This window comes from Agaribacter marinus (assembly GCF_030160655.1).
GTDB classification, from domain to species: Bacteria; Pseudomonadota; Gammaproteobacteria; order Enterobacterales; family Alteromonadaceae; genus Glaciecola; species Glaciecola marina.
Genome location: NZ_BSOT01000005.1, coordinates 1,557,691 through 1,581,693, shown reverse-complemented (window position 1 = coordinate 1,581,693; position 24,003 = coordinate 1,557,691). Strand labels below are relative to the sequence as shown.

The 24,003-nt window shown below is 40.2% G+C and carries 29 protein-coding genes and 2 pseudogenes; 24 read left to right on the top strand and 7 right to left on the bottom strand.

Annotated elements, in window-relative coordinates; translation table 11 throughout:
* Nucleotides 1-24 precede the first annotated feature (24 nt).
* The 7 genes from pseF to QQK00_RS08530 all read left to right on the top strand — a co-directional run bounded on the left by pseF (nt 25) and on the right by QQK00_RS08530 (nt 4,550).
* Entirely contained in the window at nt 25-765 is a 741-nt protein-coding gene (pseF, locus tag QQK00_RS08560; protein ID WP_284217055.1) for a pseudaminic acid cytidylyltransferase, read from the top strand.
* Between the two features lie 47 nt (nt 766-812).
* Nucleotides 813-1,907: a pseudaminic acid synthase gene (pseI, locus tag QQK00_RS08555; RefSeq protein ID WP_284217054.1), complete on the top strand. Its 1,095-nt coding sequence runs from the start codon at nt 813-815 to the stop codon at nt 1,905-1,907.
* Between the two features lie 91 nt (nt 1,908-1,998).
* A complete protein-coding gene (vapB, locus tag QQK00_RS08550) occupies nt 1,999-2,235 on the top strand; it encodes a type II toxin-antitoxin system VapB family antitoxin (protein ID WP_284217053.1) in 237 nt (78 codons plus the stop codon).
* The gene (gene vapC / locus QQK00_RS08545; RefSeq protein ID WP_284217052.1) at nt 2,235-2,636 is read left to right on the top strand and encodes a type II toxin-antitoxin system tRNA(fMet)-specific endonuclease VapC; all 402 of its coding nucleotides are present in this window, start codon (nt 2,235-2,237) and stop codon (nt 2,634-2,636) included. The genes vapB and vapC overlap by 1 nt, the downstream gene beginning before the upstream one ends.
* Before the next feature lie 145 nt (nt 2,637-2,781).
* Nucleotides 2,782-3,330, top strand: a complete 549-nt coding sequence (locus QQK00_RS08540) for an IS110 family RNA-guided transposase (RefSeq protein ID WP_284217051.1) — start codon at nt 2,782-2,784, stop codon at nt 3,328-3,330.
* Between the two features lie 275 nt (nt 3,331-3,605).
* Nucleotides 3,606-4,067 (top strand): hypothetical protein, encoded by a 462-nt coding sequence (locus QQK00_RS08535; protein ID WP_284217050.1) that lies wholly within the window; start codon nt 3,606-3,608, stop codon nt 4,065-4,067.
* 333 nt (nt 4,068-4,400) lie between these two features.
* Nucleotides 4,401-4,550, top strand: a complete 150-nt coding sequence (locus QQK00_RS08530) for a hypothetical protein (protein ID WP_284217601.1) — start codon at nt 4,401-4,403, stop codon at nt 4,548-4,550.
* On the opposite strand, the pseudogene QQK00_RS08525 reads toward QQK00_RS08530, so the two are convergent.
* From QQK00_RS08525 to QQK00_RS20515, 4 genes and pseudogenes are all read right to left on the bottom strand, one after another.
* Nucleotides 4,504-5,540, bottom strand: a pseudogene (locus QQK00_RS08525) (IS110 family RNA-guided transposase). The gene QQK00_RS08530 and the pseudogene QQK00_RS08525 sit on opposite strands and share 47 nt — an antisense overlap.
* A 179-nt stretch (nt 5,541-5,719) precedes the next feature.
* Nucleotides 5,720-6,019: a type II toxin-antitoxin system RelE/ParE family toxin gene (locus QQK00_RS08520; protein ID WP_284217049.1), complete on the bottom strand. Its 300-nt coding sequence runs from the start codon at nt 6,017-6,019 to the stop codon at nt 5,720-5,722.
* Nucleotides 6,016-6,258, bottom strand: a complete 243-nt coding sequence (locus QQK00_RS08515) for a type II toxin-antitoxin system ParD family antitoxin (protein WP_284217048.1) — start codon at nt 6,256-6,258, stop codon at nt 6,016-6,018. Before QQK00_RS08515 ends, QQK00_RS08520 begins: the two co-directional genes overlap by 4 nt.
* A 315-nt stretch (nt 6,259-6,573) precedes the next feature.
* Nucleotides 6,574-6,708: pseudogene (locus QQK00_RS20515) on the bottom strand (transposase); the annotation flags it as partial.
* Nucleotides 6,709-7,396: 688 nt separating this feature from the next.
* On the opposite strand from QQK00_RS20515, the gene QQK00_RS08510 reads away from it, so the two are divergent.
* From QQK00_RS08510 to QQK00_RS08490, 5 genes are all read left to right on the top strand, one after another.
* Nucleotides 7,397-7,846 carry a hypothetical protein gene (locus QQK00_RS08510; protein WP_284217047.1) on the top strand — a complete coding sequence of 150 codons (450 nt, stop codon included), beginning with the start codon at nt 7,397-7,399 and terminating at the stop codon, nt 7,844-7,846.
* Nucleotides 7,847-7,923: 77 nt separating this feature from the next.
* Entirely contained in the window at nt 7,924-8,322 is a 399-nt protein-coding gene (locus tag QQK00_RS08505) for a hypothetical protein (protein WP_284217046.1), read from the top strand.
* 435 nt (nt 8,323-8,757) lie between these two features.
* Complete coding sequence (locus QQK00_RS08500) at nt 8,758-9,675, top strand: DUF6624 domain-containing protein (RefSeq protein ID WP_284217045.1); 918 nt, start codon at nt 8,758-8,760, stop codon at nt 9,673-9,675.
* Nucleotides 9,676-9,876: 201 nt separating this feature from the next.
* Nucleotides 9,877-10,365 (top strand): DUF6265 family protein, encoded by a 489-nt coding sequence (locus QQK00_RS08495; RefSeq protein ID WP_284217044.1) that lies wholly within the window; start codon nt 9,877-9,879, stop codon nt 10,363-10,365.
* 189 nt (nt 10,366-10,554) lie between these two features.
* Nucleotides 10,555-12,486 carry a CRTAC1 family protein gene (locus QQK00_RS08490; protein ID WP_284217043.1) on the top strand — a complete coding sequence of 644 codons (1,932 nt, stop codon included), beginning with the start codon at nt 10,555-10,557 and terminating at the stop codon, nt 12,484-12,486.
* Nucleotides 12,487-12,606: 120 nt separating this feature from the next.
* On the opposite strand, the gene QQK00_RS08485 is transcribed toward QQK00_RS08490, so the two are convergent.
* Nucleotides 12,607-13,662 carry an SDR family oxidoreductase gene (locus QQK00_RS08485; RefSeq protein WP_284217042.1) on the bottom strand — a complete coding sequence of 352 codons (1,056 nt, stop codon included), beginning with the start codon at nt 13,660-13,662 and terminating at the stop codon, nt 12,607-12,609.
* An 84-nt stretch (nt 13,663-13,746) separates the two neighbouring features.
* Between QQK00_RS08485 and QQK00_RS08480 the strand changes: the two genes are divergently transcribed.
* The 4 genes from QQK00_RS08480 (at nt 13,747) to QQK00_RS08465 (ending at nt 16,544) form a co-directional block, all read left to right on the top strand.
* Complete coding sequence (locus tag QQK00_RS08480) at nt 13,747-14,055, top strand: ArsR/SmtB family transcription factor (protein WP_284217041.1); 309 nt, start codon at nt 13,747-13,749, stop codon at nt 14,053-14,055.
* A gap of 83 nt (nt 14,056-14,138) precedes the next feature.
* Entirely contained in the window at nt 14,139-15,128 is a 990-nt protein-coding gene (locus tag QQK00_RS08475) for a serine hydrolase domain-containing protein (RefSeq protein WP_348521149.1), read from the top strand.
* Between the two features lie 113 nt (nt 15,129-15,241).
* Nucleotides 15,242-15,631 (top strand): GFA family protein, encoded by a 390-nt coding sequence (locus QQK00_RS08470; protein WP_284217039.1) that lies wholly within the window; start codon nt 15,242-15,244, stop codon nt 15,629-15,631.
* A 217-nt stretch (nt 15,632-15,848) separates the two neighbouring features.
* Nucleotides 15,849-16,544: a 2'-5' RNA ligase family protein gene (locus QQK00_RS08465; RefSeq protein ID WP_284217038.1), complete on the top strand. Its 696-nt coding sequence runs from the start codon at nt 15,849-15,851 to the stop codon at nt 16,542-16,544.
* Nucleotides 16,545-16,616: 72 nt separating this feature from the next.
* Here QQK00_RS08465 and QQK00_RS08460 read toward each other — a convergent pair whose 3' ends face one another.
* Together QQK00_RS08460 and QQK00_RS08455 are read right to left on the bottom strand one after the other, a co-directional pair.
* Nucleotides 16,617-17,258, bottom strand: coding sequence for a 4'-phosphopantetheinyl transferase family protein (locus QQK00_RS08460; protein WP_284217037.1), 642 nt, complete (start codon nt 17,256-17,258; stop codon nt 16,617-16,619).
* Nucleotides 17,248-17,691 carry an excinuclease ATPase subunit gene (locus QQK00_RS08455; protein ID WP_284217036.1) on the bottom strand — a complete coding sequence of 148 codons (444 nt, stop codon included), beginning with the start codon at nt 17,689-17,691 and terminating at the stop codon, nt 17,248-17,250. Before QQK00_RS08455 ends, QQK00_RS08460 begins: the two co-directional genes overlap by 11 nt.
* 228 nt (nt 17,692-17,919) lie before the next feature.
* On the opposite strand from QQK00_RS08455, the gene QQK00_RS08450 reads away from it, so the two are divergent.
* From QQK00_RS08450 to QQK00_RS08415, 8 genes are read left to right on the top strand one after another with little or no spacing between them, the layout of a single operon-like run.
* The gene (locus QQK00_RS08450; protein WP_284217035.1) at nt 17,920-18,651 is read left to right on the top strand and encodes a beta-ketoacyl synthase chain length factor; all 732 of its coding nucleotides are present in this window, start codon (nt 17,920-17,922) and stop codon (nt 18,649-18,651) included.
* A complete protein-coding gene (locus QQK00_RS08445) occupies nt 18,641-19,426 on the top strand; it encodes a lysophospholipid acyltransferase family protein (RefSeq protein ID WP_284217034.1) in 786 nt (261 codons plus the stop codon). Before QQK00_RS08450 ends, QQK00_RS08445 begins: the two co-directional genes overlap by 11 nt.
* A complete protein-coding gene (locus QQK00_RS08440; protein WP_284217033.1) occupies nt 19,407-19,667 on the top strand; it encodes a phosphopantetheine-binding protein in 261 nt (86 codons plus the stop codon). Before QQK00_RS08445 ends, QQK00_RS08440 begins: the two co-directional genes overlap by 20 nt.
* A gap of 11 nt (nt 19,668-19,678) precedes the next feature.
* On the top strand, nt 19,679-19,924 hold the full coding sequence (locus QQK00_RS08435) for an acyl carrier protein (protein WP_284217032.1): 246 nt from the start codon (nt 19,679-19,681) through the stop codon (nt 19,922-19,924).
* A gap of 7 nt (nt 19,925-19,931) precedes the next feature.
* A complete protein-coding gene (locus tag QQK00_RS08430; protein WP_284217031.1) occupies nt 19,932-20,498 on the top strand; it encodes a COG4648 family protein in 567 nt (188 codons plus the stop codon).
* A 14-nt stretch (nt 20,499-20,512) separates the two neighbouring features.
* Nucleotides 20,513-22,234, top strand: coding sequence for an ApeI family dehydratase (locus tag QQK00_RS08425; protein WP_284217030.1), 1,722 nt, complete (start codon nt 20,513-20,515; stop codon nt 22,232-22,234).
* Complete coding sequence (locus QQK00_RS08420) at nt 22,227-23,003, top strand: glycosyltransferase family 2 protein (RefSeq protein ID WP_284217029.1); 777 nt, start codon at nt 22,227-22,229, stop codon at nt 23,001-23,003. The genes QQK00_RS08425 and QQK00_RS08420 overlap by 8 nt, the downstream gene beginning before the upstream one ends.
* On the top strand, nt 22,993-23,976 hold the full coding sequence (locus QQK00_RS08415; RefSeq protein ID WP_284217028.1) for a lysophospholipid acyltransferase family protein: 984 nt from the start codon (nt 22,993-22,995) through the stop codon (nt 23,974-23,976). Before QQK00_RS08420 ends, QQK00_RS08415 begins: the two co-directional genes overlap by 11 nt.
* Nucleotides 23,977-24,003: the final 27 nt, after the last annotated feature.

Here is a 24,003-nt window from a genome sequence, read left to right as displayed (position 1 = left end):
GGATGACAGAGGCAATAGTCGGCTGTGAGCATTGCGATTATCCCTGCGCGGGGCGGCAGTAAGCGTATACCTAAAAAAAATATTAAGGACTTTAATGGCAAGCCCTTGATTGCCTATTCTTTAGCGGCGGCAAAAGCCTCTCGTGCCTTTACGCGCGTGTTTGTGTCGACCGACGATGATGCGATTGCGAATACCGCCATGCAGTATGGCGCAGACGATATTCTCCGCCGCTCGAACAGTACTTTAGCGGATGATTACGCCACCACGGGGGACGTGATGCAAGATGCACTGCAACAATTAACGGTACGCGAAGATACTAAAGACTTACTATCGCTAGTTTGCTGTTTGTATGCAACAGCTCCCTTATTACAGGCGGCGTATTTGAGTCGCGCGGCGAGTATGTTTAAGGAGATGAAAGCAGCAGATGCATCCTTGGCTTATATTTTCAGTGCTACGGGCTTTGCGTTCCCAGTGCAACGTGGGTTTACGATAAATGATGGTAAGTTAAGTATGTTGTTTCCTGAATGTATGCAAACACGCTCGCAAGATTTAAGTGAGGTGTTTCATGATGCGGGGCAGTTTTATTTTGCCGGCGGCAATACTTGGCTGGCAAAGGCGCCTGTATTTACCGAGCGTTCGGTGCCAATGAATTTGCCGCGTTATTTAGTGCAAGACATTGATACGAGCGAAGACTGGATACAAGCTGAATTTTTACACAAAGCCTTAATGTCTAGTATGCCGGCGCACAGCGAAAACGCAGGTTAAGTGGACGTGTTTTTGTTAAGGGTAAGGACAAGGCAAGGACAAATTTTATGAGTAAGACACTAACGCCGATGATAAAGCCAACTAGACCGGCAAAACCTATCAGCATAGGGCATAAATTAATCGGCGATGGCCAAGCGCCTTTTATAATTGCAGAGCTCAGTGGTAACCACAATCAAAGTCTAGAGACGGCACTTGCCTTAGTGGATGAAGCCGCAAAAGCGGGTGCAGATGCAATAAAGCTACAAACCTACACAGCAGATACAATGACCTTGAATACAAAAGCGAAAGGCTTTGTTATCGAAGACAAAAACAGCCTGTGGTGCGGCGAAAATCTATATGCTTTGTATGAGAAAGCAAGTACCCCTTACGATTGGCATACCGTTATTTTTGAACGCGCTAAAGCCTTGGGCATGCTGGCCTTTAGTTCGCCGTTTGACGCTAGCGCCGTCGACTTTTTAGAGCGCTTAAATGTGCCATGCTATAAAGTTGCCTCGTTCGAACTTACCGACGTGCCATTGGTTCGAAAAGTGGCGAGTACCGGTAAGCCAATGATTATGTCGACCGGCATGGCAAGTTTGAGCGAGATTGAGCTGGCCGTAAACACCGCGCGTAGTGCAGGGTGTGAAGATATTATTTTGTTAAAATGTACAAGCACCTATCCTGCGGAGGCGACGGATACTAATTTACTTACCATTCCCGCCATTGAGGCAACATTTGGTTGTGCAGTCGGCTTGTCTGATCATACTAAAGGCATAGGCGTGTCGGTGGCGAGTGTGGCTTTAGGTGCCTGCGTGATTGAAAAACATTTTGTGTTGGATCGAAGCGCCGGTGGCGTCGACGCTGATTTTTCGCTTGAACCGCAAGAATTCTCTCTGCTAAGTGAAGAATGTAAGCGCGCCTTTGATGCGCTCGGGCAGGTGCATTTTGGGGGGACTGACAATGAGCAGAAATCGAAACAATTTAGGCGTTCGTTATACGTGAGTGAATCAATTACCGCGGGCGAAATGCTTACACCAAACAATGTAAAGGTGATTCGACCGGGTTATGGATTAGCACCCAAGCATTATGATTCGGTTATGGGTAAAACAGCGAAAAGCGCCTTAAGTGTTGGCACGCCTATTTCTTGGGAGCTAATTGATTAAGCTAAGCATAAGGTCAGAGTAGCTATATACATTTGCTATATCCTTATCTTGTATATACAATTTGTATATAGCAATTTATCAAGAGGTTTTCATGCTGCAAAAAGGTACTGTTTTTGTAAACAATAGAACGCAAGCGGTTAGACTTCCAGCAGAAACGCGTTTCCCTGAAAGCGTTAAAAAGGTAGTCGTAAGAGTCGTTGGGAATGAACGTGTATTATCCCCTGTAGATAATGTTTGGGATAGCTTTTTTATGTCGTCAGAAGGCGTATCTGAGGACTTTATGACTGAGCGTGCATCGCAAAAGCAGCAAGATAGAGAATCTTTTTAATGCTGAAGTACATGCTCGATACCAACATCTGTATTTACGTGATCAAACGAAAACCCTTGGAAGTACTGAGCAAATTTAACGAACATTCAGGTCAATTAGCTATTTCGTCAATAACATTGGCTGAATTGATTCATGGTGCTGAAAAAAGTGAATTTGTTGAACGCAATCTTCGTACCGTAGAGGATTTTTGCTCTCGTTTGGACGTACTAAGTTACAGTGAAAAAGCCGCCGCACATTACGGTTCTATTCGCGCAGGTTTAGAAAAAAAGGGTCAAGTTATCGGCGTGAATGACTTACACATCGCTGCTCATACTCGTAGTGAAGGGCTGATTCTCGTGAGTAATAACTTGAAAGAATTCATGCGTGTAGACGCTTTACGTACCGAAAATTGGATAATGTAACTGAGCATAAAAAGAGCAGGTATTTGCAAGGTTTACGTGCAATAGGATAAGTGATAGCACCTGGCTTTTGCGAATAAAATCAACACCTTGGCAACGTAAATGAATGGATTCTATTAGCCTTATACCACTGTCATAAAGCAAGGCCATGGGCAACTTCATTCGCTCTGGTGCCTTTGAAGAGATGTTGCCGGCATCCGTGCGGTGCCATTCAATGCGTTTATCTAAAAGGTTAAGGCTTTTAGACAACGAGATAAACGAACTAGAGCAAGAAATATCGCGTCATAGTGTTGAAGACGAAAATTATGAAAGATTGATGAAAATACCTGGTGTAGGTACGCTGACGGCATCTGCATTGGTTGCTACCGTTGGGAATGTGTCTTCTTTTAAAAATGGCAGACAACTAGCTGCTTGGCTCGGTTTAGTCCCTAGACAACACTCTAGTGGGGGTAAGCAACAACTGTATGGCATAAGTAAACGAGGTGATGTTTATCTGCGAACCCTGCTGATCCATGGTGCACGTGCGATGGTAAGGCACCTAAACCCTAGAAGACCGATCAGTAGTTGGATCCGAAGGTTATTAAGTCGTGCCCATAAAAATAAAGTGATAGTAGCAGTCGCCAACAAAATTGCTCGCATTGTATGGGCGGTAATGCATAAGAAAGTAGATTATGATGACATTCACCTGATAAGGTAGATGTAATTTTTTAAAACAGGCCGAGGTTACGCAGGCAAATTAAAGTGATGACAAATAAGATAAAATCTAGGCTGAATAAAACTGTTCCTAACATAGCTAATAAGATAGCGATAAGTTGATAAGTATTCAGTCTGCGAATTTCATCAGGGATACAGCGTAAAAAGCTGATAAATAATCCGAATAGATGAGAGTAATCTTTATTTGAAATTGCAAAAAATCGCTTGCTTAATGGGAGGCGTCCATAGATGTTAGGCATTTTAAGGAAGTATTTAGTTATGGAACAATTATTGGGTGACCTGTATTACCCTAGCAAGTGGATAAGTGGAATTACTTTTGGGCTGGCCACGATACTTGTCTACAAATCATTTAATTTTCTCGTTAAATTAACGAAAGTAAAAAATAGAAGTAGAAAGTTGAAAAAGCTTATGGTATTGCGTGCTAAACGACAGAATCCTATGGAAGTTACATATTTAATCTCAAGCGCAAATGCGCACTACATTTCATTTATCATGATGTGCTTTTTCTTCTTGAGTGCAATAATTTTATCCTCAAAGGTTAATGCTTTAATTGAGCAATCTATGCTATTCGGCCTTATCATGGGGACACCCATATTGCTTTTTGAATTTGTTTGGTTGTCCCAAGAAATGAAGGCTCGAGAACTTGTTAAGGAGCATGGTAAGTTATTGAGGTATCGCAATAGCATGCCTAACACATATGAGCCTCCAGCCTGTCAATAACAAAAGAATACCCTTTGATCACTTTTTCAAGATCAATCTGATTCCTAGTATCAGGTTTGTTTACTTCGTCTGTCATGATCGATGTTAAGCAGGTTGCTTACGTCAAACACATATAGAGGATCGTCTTACGCATATCTGCTGCCAATATCTTGCATCTCCCTATGCATTATTGGGTCACTAGACATTCATCGGTTAACCTTCATCTGTCCTATTCAAAGTTACATGGTTTTTAGATCCAGTTAGTGTCGGGCTCAGCGAAGGTGTAAGCAAAATCTGATAAAAGGCGATGTTGCGCGACAATGGCATGTCTAATCAAAGCGACTTGGTTAAGGCTTGCGTGGTATAGTTATCGAAGCAGCTAAAGGCAGATTGATGTGCGATAACAAGGTACTCGCCATTTCCCAGTTAGACGATGAAGCTCATGCCATTGCGCGGCTTACCCGTTTAAAAACTTGTCTTCATCAAATACCTGTTGGTTCTTAAGCATGAAATAAACGCAGCGTCCTATTTTATGTGCCAAAGCGGATAGCGCTTTGGCTTTGCTCATGCGTTTTTGGAGAGTTTCAAGGTAACGCTTAGCATTATCGTTGCCTTTTAAGTACAGAACGGCGGCTTCGCTGAATGCCCATTCCCTATTTTGTTGCCTTGAGTACCGTAGGTTTTACCCGCCGACTCTGCTTTACATTTAACTAGTCGAGCATAAGACGCAAATTGCTGAACACGGCCGAAGCGTTGTATATCACCCACTTCGTATAAAATAGTGAGCGCAAGTATTTTACCAATGCCAGGAAAGGACTTTAGAATATGGAAGTCGCTACCCTTGTGATATTGGGCTTTGAGCTTCACGTAATGCTCGATTTTATACATTTCATGCACCATGGTATTGATGATGTTGAGATTTAAGTCCATACTCTTTTGCACCGCTTCGTCAGGAAAGAAGTGGTGCATATGCTGCCTCGCAGGTGAGTTTTGCAGGTTTAATCGTGTTTCAGGCGCAGGTAGATTATATTGACTGACGGTACTGGACACATGTGCCTTGAGTTGAGCACTCATGCGCATGATGTGAGTGCGCCTTCTTAATGCATCTCTGATAGAACGATGCTCTTTGGGGTAAGCATGGGCAAGAGGGAAGTTACCTCCGCGAATGAGTTTAGCGATTTTAAGGGCATCGATTCTATCATTCTTAGTTTTACCTGCATGAATGGCTTTCATGTAAAGTGCGTGGCCAAGGATGAAATCAATACCATTCTCTTGACAGAAGTCACTTACCCAATACCAACAGTGCATGCACTCAACACCGACCACTACCGCCCCAAGATATGGTTGTAGCAGCCTTATGAGTTTTTCGGGCGAATCATTTATTTTCTCATGCACAAGCACGTTGTTTTCATTGTCAATAATGCAGACATAAAGTAGGCGAGTGTGTAAATCGATTCCACAATAGTAGGGATGTGTATTAGTATAGAAATTCATTGAGTTTTCTCCGTTGGTTTAGTCGCCTATTAGGATAAACTCTGTTTATGCTAATTAGGAGGAGGCTCAATGAGTATCAAGAACATCAAGTTGTTCGGTACCCTCACTGGGACAACTACTTGCTGCTTGGGGCTTCGCCCAAGTATAAGCAGCAAGATAGTCGCCCCTTATGTTAAGCGTTATACATGCAGGTTAGATCTGTAGTCCATCCTTCTATGCAAAATTCTTACAATCAGAATATTGCTAGAATTGATCTTTTTGAAGAAAATCACATGGCTATCTTGGGGATATTTGAAATAGTCTTTTGCGATATCGTCACAAGGCCTACCTATAGATGGTTTGTTTGCAAGTAATTGAAATACTTGGTCAAATTGAGTTAGATAAATATTACGTTGCTCAGCTCCCCATTTCGACTGAGTGTAAACGGCAATATTTTTTAGGTCTTGCTTTGCTATAACAGATAATTTGAATTGATTCACTTACCAAATTCATCATCTAATTCTGAAATTAGTGAATCCAGATTGTACTCAGCAATGCCACTTTGCTCACCTTCTTGCAAGGCTTGACGCAGAGCGTTTAATTTAGTTTCTTGTGTTTCTAATAGTCGTAATGCAGTTCGAACAACTTCACTAACAGATCCATATCGACCAGTTTGGACTTGATTTGATATAAAACCATCGAAATGGTCACCTAAAGTTATACTTGTATTTTTAGCCATAACGCTACCTTTTATACCAATATATACCTAATTATGGTAACCGTAATGAATAAGTCAAGTTAATGGATAACAAAAAGTTGAAGACGGACAAAAACACGAGCAATTTTCACCGTTAAAGCGGGCGTTGAGACTATAGAATTAATCATTTTCAAACTTATTTTGTGGAGTTTAAGTGCGCTTTTCATTATTTGAGGACGCGGATCTTTAGAGTGACATATGTTGGGTTCAACGGATTTGTTCAATTACATGCGATTGACGACTGAAAAATAAGAATTTGACGAAGTGAATTTTCGTTGGATTATGCGTGTTTTCTTCCTAGACAACATGGTCTCTCAGCTTTTCAATATTATGCACTAAACAATACATCAGCCACTGTGCATCGACTTTAGTTTTGCCTCGTCAGGTAAAGTAATCCATCTTTTTATTCTTGGTGATATTACTTTTAATTGGCCTTTTGTTTGTGCCAAAGCGTTCCCGGTTGGCGTCATCCTCTAAGAAGGCTTCAATGCGCTGTGCGGTGTCATCTAGGGTTTGCTTATGCTTTTCTTCTTGAGCGAGTAAGCCTTCCCCTTGTGTATCTTGTCCAATGTGATGCGCTAATATTCGTTGACTGGCTTGACGGTAAGTTTACGTTTGCAACGAAGCAAAAGAGTATTATGGTTATTATTACTAAATGTACAGTTAATAAGATTGTTAGAGCGCTATTGGAGGTTACGCATTGTCATATAAATTTAAGCACTTTGCCCAACCAATCAAAACTGATATTAAGAATTTTTATGAGATGGCACCCTTAGAGTTCAGTGCAGGAGTTATTTGTGCGGGTTTTGCATACGTAAGCTATAAAGAAATTATCCAGTTATTTATCGCGTGCACATTTGTAGCTGCAGTTTGTTTTGTCTTAACGATTTATAATATTCTCGAAGTCTTTAAAATAAGACGAGCGCGCTTGTCTAAGGAAAATAACAAATGAATGGATATTTTCGGGTGGGCATTCTAACAACAAAATCAAACTTCGCTGCGCTCGCAAGGGACAACTGCACGCGCGCCGCTGCGCGATTGTCGCGCACGTATAGTTGCCGTTTATTTAACAGTTAGAGTTCAAGAGGGAATATAGACATTTCGACAATTCGAACTATTAATGAATTTAATTTCCCTAGAGAGCTATCTGGTGGTCGCTGCAGTCGCTCCACCAAAGATTAATATCGATGCTGCCAATGTTAAGGATTTCGATTACTTAGTCCTTGCGCAACTTTTGGGTACTGCTACGTCCGATCCGGAAGGCCACTTGCTATACCAAGTAAAACATAACTTGAAAGAGCAATCCCACAAAGTAGATCTATCTGTAATTCGCCTAGAGCGCGTTGGTTATATTGAAAAGCGAAACGACTCAGATATAAACGGAAACGAATATTACACACATAATATCACGCATCGGGTACCTTTGATGACGATATTGTTTTATATGTGGACTACCGTTCTAGAAAAAATGCTAACAATCCAATCAAAAATCGCCTGTAAGCAGTCTGAATTCCTGTTGCGTCGCACGTTTTGTGCTTTAATAGTACAAAATAACTCAGGCCTTTTATAACGAGGTTATGTGTCCAAATCGCAATTTAGTCGAAGGGGTAAAAAATGAAGTTAATTTTGTTAATTATAAGTTTAATTATGATACCGAATATTTGCTTTGGTGAAGAAGTTCATCCCGAAGAAGTAGTACGGAATCGAATAACTTACCTAAATGATGGAAATTTAGATCGATTTTTATCCACTTACTCATCTGATGTCGAAGTGTATGTATATCCAGACCGTTTACTCGGAAAGGGCAGAAGTAGACTCCGAAAAATATTTGCCCCAATGATTAAAAAAGGGAAGGCTAAGGTAGATCTCTTGAACCTGCTGGTATCTGATAGTTATGTCATCACTGAAACAAAAAATATCTACGATATAAATAGTGAGGTATCGATTACTATTTACCAAGTTAAGAATGGGCTAATTAAATCTGTCAGGTTTGTAAGGGATGATATTGTGTCTGATCACCTTAAAAAAGAAAGAGCCAAACAATAGTAATGACAGCTTGTGCAGGAAGACGCAGAAGTTGCATCTAATGTAGAATTTTTTATATATAGATTTTATGGCTCACATAACAATAACATCAAAGTAAATTTCGGTTCGCTTTGCGGACCAAAAGGGCCTAGGGAGAAAGTATGTTGCCACTCAAAAAGAAGGAAAAGGAACCGGACTACATTATTCCAAAAACAAATCGTGCGCCGCTTAACTTAATTGTTACCCTTTAAAAAGGAGTTGTTGATTGAGCGCTAAATAAGGAGCTTTTACATTTTAGTTATCGGAAAGCGAGACAAAGATGCGATTTATAAAAAGTTGATAAAACGTATTGACTATGACTAGTCGCGGGATAACAAAAAGATGAAGACCGATTTGTCACAAGAGCGGTAAATGACCGCTAATGTAAGGTGTTAGCTAAACGAAAAAGATACGAATATGAAACATTTTAATATTTTAGTAATTTCAATTATTTTATATTCATTCACAGCTACAGCAGAATCGTCGTGGGATGAATTAGCGTACCAAGGTAAGAAGTACCGAGAAGAAGGAAACTTGGCTAAAGCTGTTCAATTCCTTTCAGCAGCGGCAGATAAAAAACGAACCAATAATCATGAGCTATACTTATATGCAGGGATACTAGCAGCAAGACTAGATAATTCCGATGAGGCATTCAAATTGCTGAATAAATCTATCAGGTCAGGCATGTGGGATATACACAGATTAGAACGAAATTCTCGCTTGCAGAATATAAGGCAAGACAAAAGGTGGAATGATCTAATTGAAAGTATAAAGACAGAAGAAAATCGATACCTTAGTCGAGCCAAGATAACGCACCCCGAACTTAGAAGCCAGCTTAAAACAATGTGGGAAAAAGATCAGAATTTTGTCGGTCGAAAAGAGCAGCTGAATGTAATTAAGTCAAACTCAATAGAATTGAAGAAAATAATAGCTGACATAGGTTGGCCAACGAAGTCAAAGGTGGGTCGAGACGGTGAGTGGCTTGCATGGGCGATAACACAACATTCGCATGATATTGAGTTTCAGAAGATGTGTTTAGGTTATCTTAAAAATTTGACATTGGATGACAAAATTGACCCTGTTTACTTCGCTGAGCTAACGGATAGGATAGCGCGGAATACTGGAAGCTCACAGATATACGGGATGGCTATTATCAGGGAAAACGGAAAGAAGATGTTTTACCAAATATTTGATCCCGAAAACGTTGATATACGTCGAAGTGAGATTGGCTTGCCACCGATAAAAGTTTGGGCAAATGAAAACTTTGTTGAAATTGACCCATTAGCTAACAAGAAAAGCCAGCAGGACTCGCCTGTCGGCGTGCCTTTGCTTTGAACGTTATCTGCAAGGGGGCTTTTTTAACAAACCAGATTTTTCTATGTATACAATTGAAGAGTTACTTGATTGTAAGTGATCTATTGATAAAGATTCTTGGCCAGAACGTTATCAATAAATTTTAGATACAATCGCGATTCTCGTTGCAGCATCTGAACTGAAAGAGTCGTACAATGAAATTGTTTTATGGAGTTTAGTGCCATGTCGAAAGTTTTAAGTTTGGTGTTACTGTGTTTAGTTTTTCAATCATCGGTTCAAGCGAAGGACTGTAATACGATCGAATCATTGAATTGGCTTGTCGGTAATTGGAATTCTGAAAACAGCAAATTGAAAATTAATGAGTCGTGGAAACGACTAAGTGGAAAAACATTTGAAGGCTCTGGTTTTACGTATTCAATCAAAAAAAATAAAACCGTAAGTTCGGAAACTTTACGTTTGGTTGAAATGTCCGGAGAGGTTTTTTATTTAGCCAAAGTTGCTAGTAATGATTTACCCATTGCTTTCAAATTAACAAGTTGCTCAGCTAAATCTGCGATATTCGAAAACTCACTACATGATTTCCCTAAGAAGATTAGATATCAATTGAACAAAGAGAAAAGTATTACTGTCTTTGTTTCAGGAGAAAACGGTAAAGGTTTCTCAATTGAATTTATTGGTGAAAACGATAACTCATTGTCAATAGAAAAATAGACCGTTGCTGTTCGTCGCAATCACATCGAAAGAGTGACGAACCTGTCCCAAAGTGATGCTGAAATGAAGTAGAGTATATTTAAAGCAACTAACATTTTACTTGTGCTCAGAATGTTAAGCAAATAAATGTGTTATTTCCCTACACTCAACACAATACGTTAACACTGTTTTAAATTAATGGAATTGTCTATGTCTTTTCAAGTAAGCAAGTACAGCGTTATTTTCCCAATCACATTGTTTATTTTGTCTGGGTGCCAAAGCGCAAGCAATACATCAGTAACTGAGACACAAACGCAGTTCGAAAATGTAACAGATGAAGTTGGTCTCGCTACCCCTTCAGGGATGAAGTACGGCGGTCCGGCGGTTGCCGACATGAATCATGATGGATTCTACGATTTATTACTCACTGACCACGACACAAATGCTCCTCATTTATTTTGGGGCAATGCAGACTATACGTTCGACAAAGAAAATTTCTTCAAAAAAGCGGATGTTCATGGTATGGCTCCGGGTGACCTGGACCTAGATGGAGATATGGATTTACTTGTATCGGTTGGCGGCGGCACTGGCACTCAACCCAAACCACCACATCTCTTTCTTAATCAAAATGGAACATTTATCGATATCACCAAAAACTCAGGAATAGAGGATTACGGCGCTAGAGGGCGCTCGGTCAAATGGGTTGATCTTGATTCTGACGGTGATTTAGATTTTTTCGAGATCAACGCTATTCAGTTTGTAAACCGAGAAAAACCTCGCAATGTCGTGTTCGAGAATATCGGCGATGGTAAGTTTCAATACCGAAAGAGCCCGAATTTTGAACATGCTAACGCTGAAAGAGCATTACTTACAGACTACAACAACGATGACATTATAGATGTAATTCTGTTTTCACCTTTGTCTATTTGGCAGGGCAATAATGACTTTACTTTTACTGACGTAAGCAACGAAGTATTGCCCCCCGAGCACCGACATGCTGAATTGATTCTGGCAGCGGCGGCGCCTGATATTGATAACGATGGTGATATCGACTTGTATCTTGCCCGAGGCAAAGTTTATTCTAAAATAGCGAATAACGCGCTTGATTTCACACCCGATAAAAAACGATTCGACTTACGTGATTCGGGCCGAAATGGACATGACGGTATAGAGTTTGTTGCAGGCGGCAATATCAAACTATTGGATTTTGGTCATTTTCCTTGGAAGCAAAAAGATCCGATGCCACTCTATGTCGGAGCCGAGAAGGTGCGTTTTGATAGTGTTGAAATAGAAAGGCAGTTTTCTCCTTCAGACGCTGCAGGGTTTCCCGAAGAAATAGAAGAGTTTGGCTGGTTTTTAGGCTATTTAGGTGATGGAAAATGGCGTTTAGAATGGAAGTTATTTGGCAACTTAGCGTGGGATATGCGAGGCTCAGTCGAGGGAGTGTCTGAAGTTCTACCTCGTTGGGCGCCAGTTGACTACAACAATGTGCCAGACATCCTGCTTAAAAATGAGGGCGGTCGCTTTGTCGATGTATCCCAAACACTTCCCGCTGAATCAATATACAATAATTGGGGAGTAACTCATGGTGATTTCAACAATGACGGCTTAACCGACTTATTTATTTATCGATTTGGGAAATTAAACACTCGTTTACCTGATGCGCTATTTGTCAATCAAGGTGATGGTAGCTTTAGCGCCGAACTTAATCATGGTGCCAATGCGTTCGAACACGGTGCACATGGTGACATGGGCGCTGCATTTGACTACAACATGGACGGTGCGATTGACATTTTAAGTGGTGATGACGAGGGCAGATGGCACATGTTTAAAAATACGATGGCGATTGGCGATACTAACCAGTATTTACTTGTCCGTGTAGGTTACTCAGATGAAGGTGTGGATCCACTGGCAGCTAAAATCACAGTAGAAACAGACACATTTACCTTGACCAAAACTGTTGGTTCTGCAGGCGCTTCTTTCTCTCAAAGTACGCTAAGTATCGCGCATTTCGGGTTGGCTGACGTCAGCACTATTAAAAATCTCACTGTTAGATGGCGAGATGGCAACGTCAAGACATATTCAAATATTGACGCTAACCGACTGTTCTCGGTTGGTGTGTTTCCTAGTGCCGAACGGTAGTGCAGTGATAGGTTGATCTGGTTAAATTAGATAGGACAGGTTGATAATGGAATATAATCCAACTATTATCTGTCCTAATTTGAGCGTTATGTGAATGTCATAACAGTTGTTTCCAGATATTTAAGGAATGACTTTTTTATTTCTGAAACTATCAAAAATATCAAAAAACATAGATTCTGTTTCGATAAATTCATGAAAACCAAGGCGACGAGCTTTTGTTCCATCTGCGATAAAATCATAGTCCCACGAGAAAACAGCATCACCGAATCCCCACGATGATACTTGATCATAGGAATAGTGAAGATCGTATTTTTTAACCATATTTTCCCATACGTTATCTTTGTCATTCATGACTGTGTTAAGTGACATTTGTAGGGGAGGGGCTACGTCTAAATCAAAATAATTTGCTATTTTAGGCCAAAGATCGTCCCATCTAAAGAGATCCCCATTACTAATATTGAATGCTTGATTCTCACATTTTTCATCCGTCGCGGCCCATACTGTTGCTTTAGCTAAAAGAGAAGCATCTGTCATTTCTAACAAATTGTGATAGGCCGTGGCTTTCCCAGGAAAGCGAAGTGGTAAATCAAGTTCTTTTGTTATCGAGGCATAAATAGCTATTACCATCGCTAAATTCATAGGACTTCCTACTGAAAAGCCACAAACAACAGATGGACGAATAGCAGACCAGCCCCATGCTTTACCTGCTTGTTTATGTTCTAAAAAGTTTTGTTGATCAATGTTAAATTCTGGCGGCATATGATTTGGATCAGATTCTTTTGCTGGAGTTTTAAATGGACCAAGATGAGCACCATAAACTTTATAACCTTGCATCAAGCTAACGTGTTTTAAATTTCTCGAAGATTTTTCAATTATTTCAACGACATTAACTAACATTGTAAGGTTAGGAGCAACTAATTCCGACCATGTGGGGCGATCTTGAAATGCGGCATAAAAAATATGTGTGATATGCGTTAAGCCACTTAGTTTTTTTACGCTATCGCCATGATTGAGCAAATCTACAGCAATATGCCTAATTCTGGGATGTTCGTTAGCTTCGCGTCTAGACAACCCGACAATTTCCCAATCAGGCAATGATAATAAATGTTTAACTAAGTTTTTACCTATAACTCCTTGATCTCCAACAACCAGCGCTACTTTTTTGTTTATGTTCATGCTTTATACTCTTTTATTAAGTTCTATTGTTCGAATATAATCGAACAATAGAACTTGTTCAAGAGATAAGTTAAAATAAAAAATATGAGAAATATAAAGCATCCTTTAATTGAGCAAATTGAACTAGTAGACATCATGTATGCTTTTTCAGATTCAACGCGTATTGATATTGTTCGTCAGCTTAAAGAAAGTTCCCGGCCTATGACTTGTGGTGAGCTCGGTGTAGATAGGCCTAAATCAAGTATGTCGCATCATTTTAAAATTCTTAGAGAAGCGGGCATAATTGAAACAACTGTTGAGGGTAAAGAGCATTTTAATCTCTTACGCCTAAAAGAACTCAATATGAAATTTCCAAACCTACTAAATACTCTATTGGAAAATATAAAAAAATAGGTTCCGGTGCTTGCGCGGGTCATCTATCTCTCAATAATAGTGGCAGCTTAAATTCTGACTTATTGAATGTGGCTGAAAAGGCCGTGCGCGACAATAACATTCCTGCATTAGCGGTTGCCATTATTCGCGATGGTAAAGTGGTTAATATTACAGGGTTTGGCAAACAAAATAGAAAAACGCACATTGCGATTGATAATGAAACCATGTTTCAAATAGGTTCATTAACCAAAATGTTTACCGGTATTGTAGTTAAGCACTTGGTTGATGAAGGCAAGCTCGTATTAGATGCCCGTATTGTGAGTTATTTACCCGAAACTATTTCTTCACAAGCAGCTCAAACATTACAGCATATAACGATTCAAGATCTCATTCATCATCGGTCAGGTATCCCAGGTTGGGCCCTTAACAATGGTCGTATTGATGGTGACTCTATGCTGGGCGGCTACTCAGAAATGCAACTACTAGCAGGTTTAGATAATATCCAATTAAAGTTCCCGCCGGGCAGTAAACTTGCCTATTCTAATTCCGGTTATGCCATTTTAGGCTATATTTGCGAACGTGTAAGTGGACAAAGTTATGCGCAATTGGTGACAAAATACATCAGCCAACCTTATGATTTAAACAACACCAAGGTCAGTCTCAATAAAGCGCAACAACAGCGAGTGGCAACGCCTTACCGCAAAGACAATAGAGCTATTGCGACTCAACCTTGGGAAATGGGAAAAATAACACCAGCGGGCGGTTTATTTAGCAATATTGAAGATCTATCAAGGTTAATGTTGGCGCAATTGAGTGCGTACAAAAACACAAAGAACAATAGTGACCTTTTTCTAACAGAGCTTACCAATGATTTTTATGGGGAAAACACGACTTATGGTTACGGGCTAGTTAAAAGGGTATTACCAAAAAGTATAGACTATAGCCACGGTGGCGACTTAGATGGTTTTGCGAGCAATTACCGGTTTTCACCCGAAGCTAACGTTGGCCTAATTTTATTGACCTCATCTGGCGGAAAATGGACAAGAGAGCTGGAATCAGCAATGTTTGAACAGTTGCTAAAGCAAGCAATCTAGAGGTCGCTGGAACAAATTTACTTGCGAGTTTCATTCGTTTAAAGTGTCATTATATAAACTAACCCGCTATGTGCCGTCTTATGCGCAATGATCGTAAATTGTAAGGGAACAAGATGACAAAAACTTATAACGGTGGTTGTTTGTGCGGAAACATTAGGTATACCGCGACAGGTAGTCCAAATAAACCTCATACTTGCTCGTGCAAACTTTGCCAACGTCATTCTGGCTCGTTAACGCTAGCGTGGGTTGAATTTGAGAAGCAGTGCGTCACTTGGAATGGGCCAGGAGGTGAACCAAGACTTTGGCGAACATCCGACTATTCATCAAGGAGTTTTTGTGAAATTTGCGGAAGCACACTCGGAGCAATAGATGATGACCCTATAGTGGCCTTGGTGCTGGGGTCATTTGACTCGCCAAATCGCAAGGAGTTAAAACCTGTGGCGCATTCGTACGTGTCTAAAAAACCAAAGTGGTGGAATATTCAAGTTGACAATGGCACCTAACGACAGAATGTAAGCGCTCTTGGGTCACAATTGTCACCGGCAATGGACAACTATTCATACATGCGCGGCTTTGCGATTAAATATGCGAAAGGTGCTGCTGTTCCAGTTGTAGCTCAACTAGACGCTCACACGTCAGTCAACGATTATAAAGGTAAGGGTAGGCACAAGCGTCACTCATGAAATACGTGATACGCGCCGTATTTAGCAGAGAAATACTATGATCCAAGCAATTTATGACGAGATGTGGGAGCGATTTGAAAAATCTATTGTAAGCAATCAATATGAAATAGATAAGAATATTAATTCTAGTAGAGATTTACGTAGAGGGATTACGGCACTCTCATATTTGAATGAAAACTCCCTCAAAACCACTGAGAAAATTTGCGCCTTCACCGAAGAAATCAAAGAGATTGAACCGAGTCTATATGTTCAACCGGTAAACGAAATTCATCTGACAATCTTATCCATCATTTCATGCGTTGATGGCTTTACACTATCTAGCATTGATGAAAACAGATATATGGAAGTCTTTCAAGAGTCCATGAGAACTGCGGAGCCAATAACAATTCAATTTAAAGGTATTAGTGCATCACCTTCTTGTATTGTCATTCAAGGATACTCAGATAAAGACAGGTTAAATGAATTAAGAGATAGTCTGCGTAACAATTTCCGTGATGCTGGGCTGCACTATACGTTTGATACGAGATATAAACTTACGACAGCGCACAGCACGGTTGTACGATTTAGCAATGAAATAAATAATTGTCCTCAGCTACTAAAATTCTGCCAAGAAAATAGGGAGCGTGATTTTGGTCGTGTTGAGTTGAGTAGCTTCGACTTGGTATACAATGATTGGTATCAATCACTAGGCAATACGATACGACTTTCAAAGTATTCGGCAATGGCAATATAGCGACGATGTGTATGATTAACGAAATCTATGACACTTTAAAATCTAGCTCTAAACCATTTTCACTTGTATTGACTAAATTGCATATTGGATAACAATTTTAGCAAAGCTGTCATTGCTCAAGTCATGTATGGACAAATTCTTATTATTTAGCACAAGCGGCGTAATCATATACTCACTAAATACATGGCCTACTTGCTCGTTCTTTCGCAACATCTTGTAATAAGCTTCTTTTGCACTCCAAATGAAATAGAAATAACGCAGTTGTTCGTGCGCATCTTTAGAAATTAATTCTTGTATTTCATCTGAGTGCATAAACTGCTCCGCCAGAGGGACTAACTTTTTTTTGACAACAACTTTTTCTAAGTCGAGGCCTACTCTATTTTCAGATATGGCAAAACTGACCCTCTCTTTACTATGAGATAGGCTATAAAAAAGTGGTATGGGCATGTTTTTTATATGCGGGAGCGATTTAGGGTAATCTTCAATCTCCCAATAGTCATTATTAACATTAAAGGTCTGAGACAATGCTTGTCGTATTAACCACCGACTCACAAGGTATTCGTTTGCTCGCTTCGGGCTTTTAATGTTCGAAAATTGTTGATATTCAGATTGACTAAAGTGCTCTTGTATACCGAGAGCGGATTCAATGGTAGGGCCTTCAATAGTCGTTTCCCACAATTGAAGGCTAGGGGATATCGTTAGCTTATTCAGCAAGTTTAACGACTTCTCCGTTCAACGCTACGCCTGCGATAAATGTACCTGCATGGCATTCGTAGTTTGTTTCACTAACGACTGTATTTTTCTTGTAATAACTGGCGATATTTATTACTGCATTACCACCTTCTCGCTTGGCACGCTCTTCAAGGGAAAGTAGTGCAGATAGCAGCACCCATTCACATGCTTCACGGTCGCTTTTATTAAACGCATTGGTTTTTTTGTTACTTGTATATTTACCAAAGGAACGTTCAATTTTTTGAGTTGGCTTTTGCTCTCCCCAATAAAATTTGATGTTTGGATCTAGTCTATTTTGAAATTGCCCCGACTCAAATGCCTCTTTAATTGGGTACATATACTTAGAATCTCTGGCGTTTGCTTGATATGTAACTAACAAAAGGGTGATAGTGCTTATGGCGATTAAAAATTTCATTCTGTGCTCCATTTTATTGTACGTAGTACTTTTTCAGTGACATGTTTAAATCACCGACGTGTAAAACTTCCATGGCGATGGTAAGAAAAGAGTAATACATCGCAAAATTTAGTCAATAAAAAGCGAGCAAAAATCTTAAACGTCTAGATTGCATTAATGGATCAATAAAATTATTATACTGGCTTAATTAGTACCATAATCTGTATGTTTGGATGGAGTCAGTTTTTGGTGGATTTACACTTAGAAGCATGGAGCGCTTTGGCACCTACCTTGGAAAGTGAAGCCGATTGGGCAAAATGGTTAACAGGGCGACAAGATATCTCGAATGATAAACTTGCCCCAAATCTAAAGCATGTTCCGATGATGTTAAGACGTCGTTTTAATCAATTGGGAAAAGGTGCGATGGGTGCCATTTCAGCCTTACCATTTGAAGAGCAAAATTTGCCTTGTGTGTTTGCATCTCAACACGGAGATACGGTGCTTACGCTGTCTTTATTAGAAAGTATTGCCCAAGATGAAGATATGTCGCCGACAGGGTTTAGTTTGGCCGTGCATAACGCAGTCAGTGGCTTATACTCAATTGCGTGTAAAAATAAACAAGCAATTACGGCGATATCTGCATCTAATGGGCATTTGGTCAGTGCTTTGATAGAAGTTGCTGGACAACTTCAAGTGCATGATAGGGTATTGTGCGTACTGTATGATGTGCCGTTACCAGAAGTCTATTCGCCATATTCACGAACATTGCCATTTCCTTATGCCATCTCGATGGTTTTCAATCGACACAAAGGGCGTCAAATTTCGTTGCAGCAAATTGAATCCAATAATATGTACCCGGCGTCCGAACAGGTATTTGAAATCCCAGCGTTTATTTCATTTTTGTTGGGAAGTACTGAAGGTGTGCGCTGTATTTTGAACGGTGCAACGTGGGCAATTGACGAGTACCCCAATGTTGCTTAATAAAGTTAATTTTGTGTGGCGGTTAGTTGCAACAGCATTTGGTTTTGCAGTATTTGGAGTGGGGGGTGTCATCATTCCGATTATTGCTGTACCGATATTATACATTTTACCTGGGGATAGTTTAGTACGGGAAAAAAGAGGGCAAAAGTGTATTCATTTGGGGTTTAAGTCCTTTATTGAATTGATGCGTTTACTGCGTGTATTGAGCTATGACGTGAAGGGAATAGAAGCACTGCGTAATTCGCAACTAGTACTCGCAAATCATCCGACCTTGTTAGATGTTGTATTTTTAATTGGTTTGATTCCAAATGCCAACTGCGTTGTAAAAGGTGCTTTGCTCAAAAATCCATGTATGCGTTTTGCAATAAAATCAGCGGGTTACACTATTAATAGCGGCTGTGCTGATGATGTTATTGAGCAAGCAAAAGAGGCGTTTGACAAAGGACAAGTAATGATTGTTTTTCCAGAAGGTACGCGAAGTATTCCTGGAGAATCTTTAAAATTAAAGCGCGGCGCTGCAAATATTGCGTTGCGTGCCGATGTAGATATTACGCCTGTGACAATTACATGCGAACCGATATCTTTAACAAAACATGCTAAATGGTACAACATCCCAGAAAGACCTATGCATTTTACTATCACAACGAAGTCGCTGATTCGAGCCGATAGATTTAAACAGGAAGCGAGTAATTCGTTGGGTGCGAGAGCACTAACTGAATTTTTAACAAAATATTTCAATGCTGAGGTTGCTGTGAATGACAGTGTTACAAAGTGAATTAAAAGAAATGATTATTAAATGTCTCGATTTGGAAGACATTGAAATAGAAGAAATTGAAGACGACGCGCCGTTATTTGTTGACGGATTAGGTTTGGATTCAATAGACGCATTGGAGATAGGCTTAGCTCTGCAGAAGAATTACGGCATTAAATTGGACTCAAATTCGGATGAAACGCGCGCGCATTTTGCAAATGTAAATGCTTTAGTAGAACTAGTAAATAACCACAGAACTAAATAGTAAGATCAATTATGAGCACTGAAAAAGAGACATTCCAAAAAATTTCGTATTTGTTTGAAGATCTATTTGAAATAGACCCATCAGACATTAAACCTGAATCTAATTTGTATGAAGACCTTGATATTGACAGTATTGATGCTGTTGATTTAGTTGTAGAGCTTCGAAAAATGACTGGCATAAAAATAAAACCTGAAGACTTTAAGTCAGTTCGAACGGTAAACGACATTGTAGAACAAATTGATAAACTTGCTGCGTAAAAGATAGATGAGGGCTGTATTTACGGCTGCCATTATTATTGCAAGCATATGTTATCCTCTTCTTGTTTATTGGGGGTTACAAAATTTTGAAGCCAAGTGGTTATTACCTCTGCTGATATTTTTGCTAGCTGCTCGTTGGTTTGCCATTGGTCAAACATCTGAAAAGAAGCTGCTGCTAGTTAGTGCGTTTATTCTGATCTTGTTAACGTTATTTATTGGGCATGCCTCTGGCTTAAAATTCTATCCTGTGGTGATGAATGCGGGGTTTTTGTTTCTATTTGCGTCAAGCCTTTTTAGCTCGCAAACGTTTGTCGAAAAGTTAGCAAGATTAAAAGAACCAAATTTGCCTGCTTCTGGCGTTGTATATACGCGCAATGTGACAAAAATGTGGTGCGTGTTTTTTGTGTTAAATGGCTCAGTTGCTGCTTACACCGCTTTGTTTGCATCAACCGAAATATGGACCTTGTACAATGGCATCATTGCATACGTTTTGATGGGAGTGTTGGGCGGTAGTGAGTGGCTTGTTCGTCAATATGTAAAACAAAAAGCCAAAAAGGATGGGGAACTACTATGAGGATGATGGTTTAAATGTCAAATATGACGTATGTGCCGTTGTCGTCTTGGATGGTGGTGCAACCAGAACGCACTATTTCAATCGGCAAACCTCTTTCTATGCCTAGCCATATGTCGCTGTCAACAAAAGTATTGGTTGAACGTGTAGCACAATGGCATGCCACACTGTTATGTGTCGACGGCAATCGGTACGCAGTTTATGAAACTGATCCTATCGAATTTCTTTGTATATGTTTAGCATTATGGCAACTGGGGAGAATTGCTTGCGTACTTGGAGACAATCGACAAGCAACGGTTGATGCTTGCCCACATGTTTTTGACCATTTTATTGGTGAGTTTCCAAACGCCGTTACCCCAAGTGACGATTGTAAGCATATTAACGCCGATAACATCATTTGGCAGGCTATTCCACCTAAGCAAGTCGTGCTTGAAATATATACTTCAGGTTCAACCGGCGCGCCAAAAGCTATAGGTAAAACTATTGCTGATATAGATGAAGAATTGCATTGTTTAAAAAAACAATGGGTGCCTCGTGCCGACTCAGTCGTGCTATCGACAGTCAGTCATCAGCATCTGTACGGATTAACATTTTGGTTATTTCGACCGTTTTGTGCTGGGCAAATTATATATGCATCATTGTGTGAATACACAGAAGAGTTGCTGCTTGCGGCAAAGGACCATGACGCTGTGGTGTTTGTTTCTAGTCCATCACATATTTCTCGAATCAATAATGTTTTGGACTGGTCTACGATTAACTGTTTGAACGTTTTTTCAGCGGCTGCACCCTTAAAAAAATCTGATGCAATCAATATGACAACACTGGTAAATGCGCCTGTTTGGGAAGTATACGGTAGTTCTGAAACAGGTGTGATTGCTTGGCGACAACAAGACCTTTCAACGAATAGTAACGCTGCTTGGTCATGCTTACCTAGTGTTACCATCGTTCAAAATGATGAACAGTCATGGGAAGTCAATTCACCGTTTTCTTCTGATTTAGTGAATGTTCTCAGTGACGAACTATATATGTACGACAATGGACAATTTGACCTACGCGGAAGGCGTGACCAAATCGTTAAAATAGAAGGTAAGCGAGTTTCACTAAATACTATCGAGAATGCCTTGCTCAAAGACGCACGAGTCAGCGACATTAAAGCACTGGTAGTATCCAGTCGTCGCACTGAAGTAGCAATCGTGCTTGTGTTATCAGATTTGGGTAAGGGGCATATGATGGCGTTCGGGCGTAAAAACTTAGTCTCGAGCTTTAAACACATCCTGACCGCATATGTAGATAAAATTGCGCTGCCACGCAAATGGCGATTTGTAGACAGTCTACCTGTAAATAAACAAGGGAAGCTACCATTAGCATCTTTGGAGAAAATAGTGAGCGAGCCAATATTTGCTGAATGGCCAAATGTTATTGATGTCAGTCAGACCGATAACGACGTGCTTGTTAAATCGACAATACCGTCAAACTTAATATATTTTGATGGACATTTTGAAGGGAGCCCAATATTGCCCGGCGTTGCGCAACTGCATTGGGCGCACAAATGGGCCCGTTATTACTTTGATATCTCATCAAAATTTTTACGGCTTGAAGTGGTTAAATTTTCCAAAGTAATTCAACCCAACGAGTTAATTGATATTCAACTTAGCTTTGATGCAGGGAAAAATAAGGTGACATTTAATTATCGGTCTGCAAAAGGTTTGCATGCTAGTGGGCGGATTTGTTTTGAGTAACCGCTTATTTCGTCCAGCTGTTTTGATTCCTGTTTACAACCATGAGCATGCTATTGCTGCTACATTAATGGACGTCCTTGAATATAAACTGGATGTTTTATTGGTTGACGATGGCAGCACAGAGCAATGTAGGCACGTACTAGCGTCCCTTGCCGATAAATATAAAGATCGCGTGAGCCTTTTGATATTAAATCAAAATGGAGGTAAAGGGCATGCAGTTAAGTCGGGTCTCAATGTACTTGAGACGAAAGGCTATACACATGCCTTGCAGGTGGACGCAGATGGACAGCATAATTTAACCGATATTCCGCAGTTTATTATGGAAGGAAAAAAAGCAGCTAGCGCGTTGATTGCAGGCTACCCTGTCTATGATAGCAGCATTTCTAAAGGGCGATTGTACGGACGTTATTTAACGCATGTGTGGGTGTGGATCAATACATTGTCATTTACGATTAAAGATAGCATGTGCGGCTTTAGGTTGTATCCAATTCTGCAGTTTAATCGCTTACTAGAAACAGCCCCTTGTGGCAACCGAATGGATTTTGATCCTGAAGTTATTGTGAGGTGGTTATGGGTAGGTGGCGCAATCAAACATATCCCAACTCAAGTGAATTATCCAAGTGATGGTGTTTCTCATTTCTTATTGTACAAAGACAATGCGCTCATTAGTTGGATGCATACTCGCTTATTCTTTGGGATGTTACGTCGCTTACCAACATTAATACGTCGACAGTTGCGCCAAACGTTTGGAGGGCAACATGGCAAGTAAAAATGGTGAAGCGTCAGGTAATCAAACGCATTGGACGCAAGTGCAAGAAAACGGCACGGTATTGGGTATAAAGATTTTACTTGCTATATACAGCGTGTTTGGCCGAACCATTTTTACACTAATTCTTGCGCCTGTTATGGCCTATTATTACTTTGCAAGCAGCGTGGCACGAAACGCATCTAAACAGTATATAAAATATATCACGCCTTACCTTAGTCCCAATCAAGCAAAAGAACTAAGTACGTTTAAACATTTTATGCAGTTTGGTCAAATGATGCTCGACAAACTGCTGGTTTGGATGGGTAAAATCGATGCTAATGATATCGTATTTCAAACGCCATCCGTCGTGGATAACATCAAGCGCCAAACACGTGGCACTGTGATAATAGTATCGCATTTAGGTAATATCGAAGTGTGCAACGCACTTCGCCAAAAGTTGGATGCGGTTAAACTTACTATTATTGTGAATACGCAACATGCGCAAAAGTTTAACTCCTTAATGAAACAGCTAAATAACGAAAGCCAAGCTGAATTATTGCAGGTGAATGATTTATCTCCAGCGACAGCAATGCTTTTGTCTGAGCGAATTGACCGTGGCGAAATGATCGTGATTGCGGGTGACCGGACACCAGAGAAAAATGAACGCGTATCCAACGTTGAGTTTTTGGGGCATCAAACATCACTGCCTCAAGGCCCTTTTATATTGGCCAGCTTGTTGAAGTGCCCGGTACATTTACTGTTTTGCCTAAAACAAGGTAGAAAGTACCATATTTATGTTGACGTTTTTTCTGAGCAATTAAAATTTGCGCGAAAAACTAGAGAAGCGTCGCTTGATATGGTTGTGCAGGAGTTTGCTGATAGACTAGCGCATTATTGTCAAATTGCGCCACTGCAATGGTTTAATTTTTTTCCATTTTGGTCAGTGACAAAACTTGAAGGTAAAGAAAAGAAGACGATGAGTGTTTTAAAATGATAGAGCCAAAACATGATTGAACGCAAA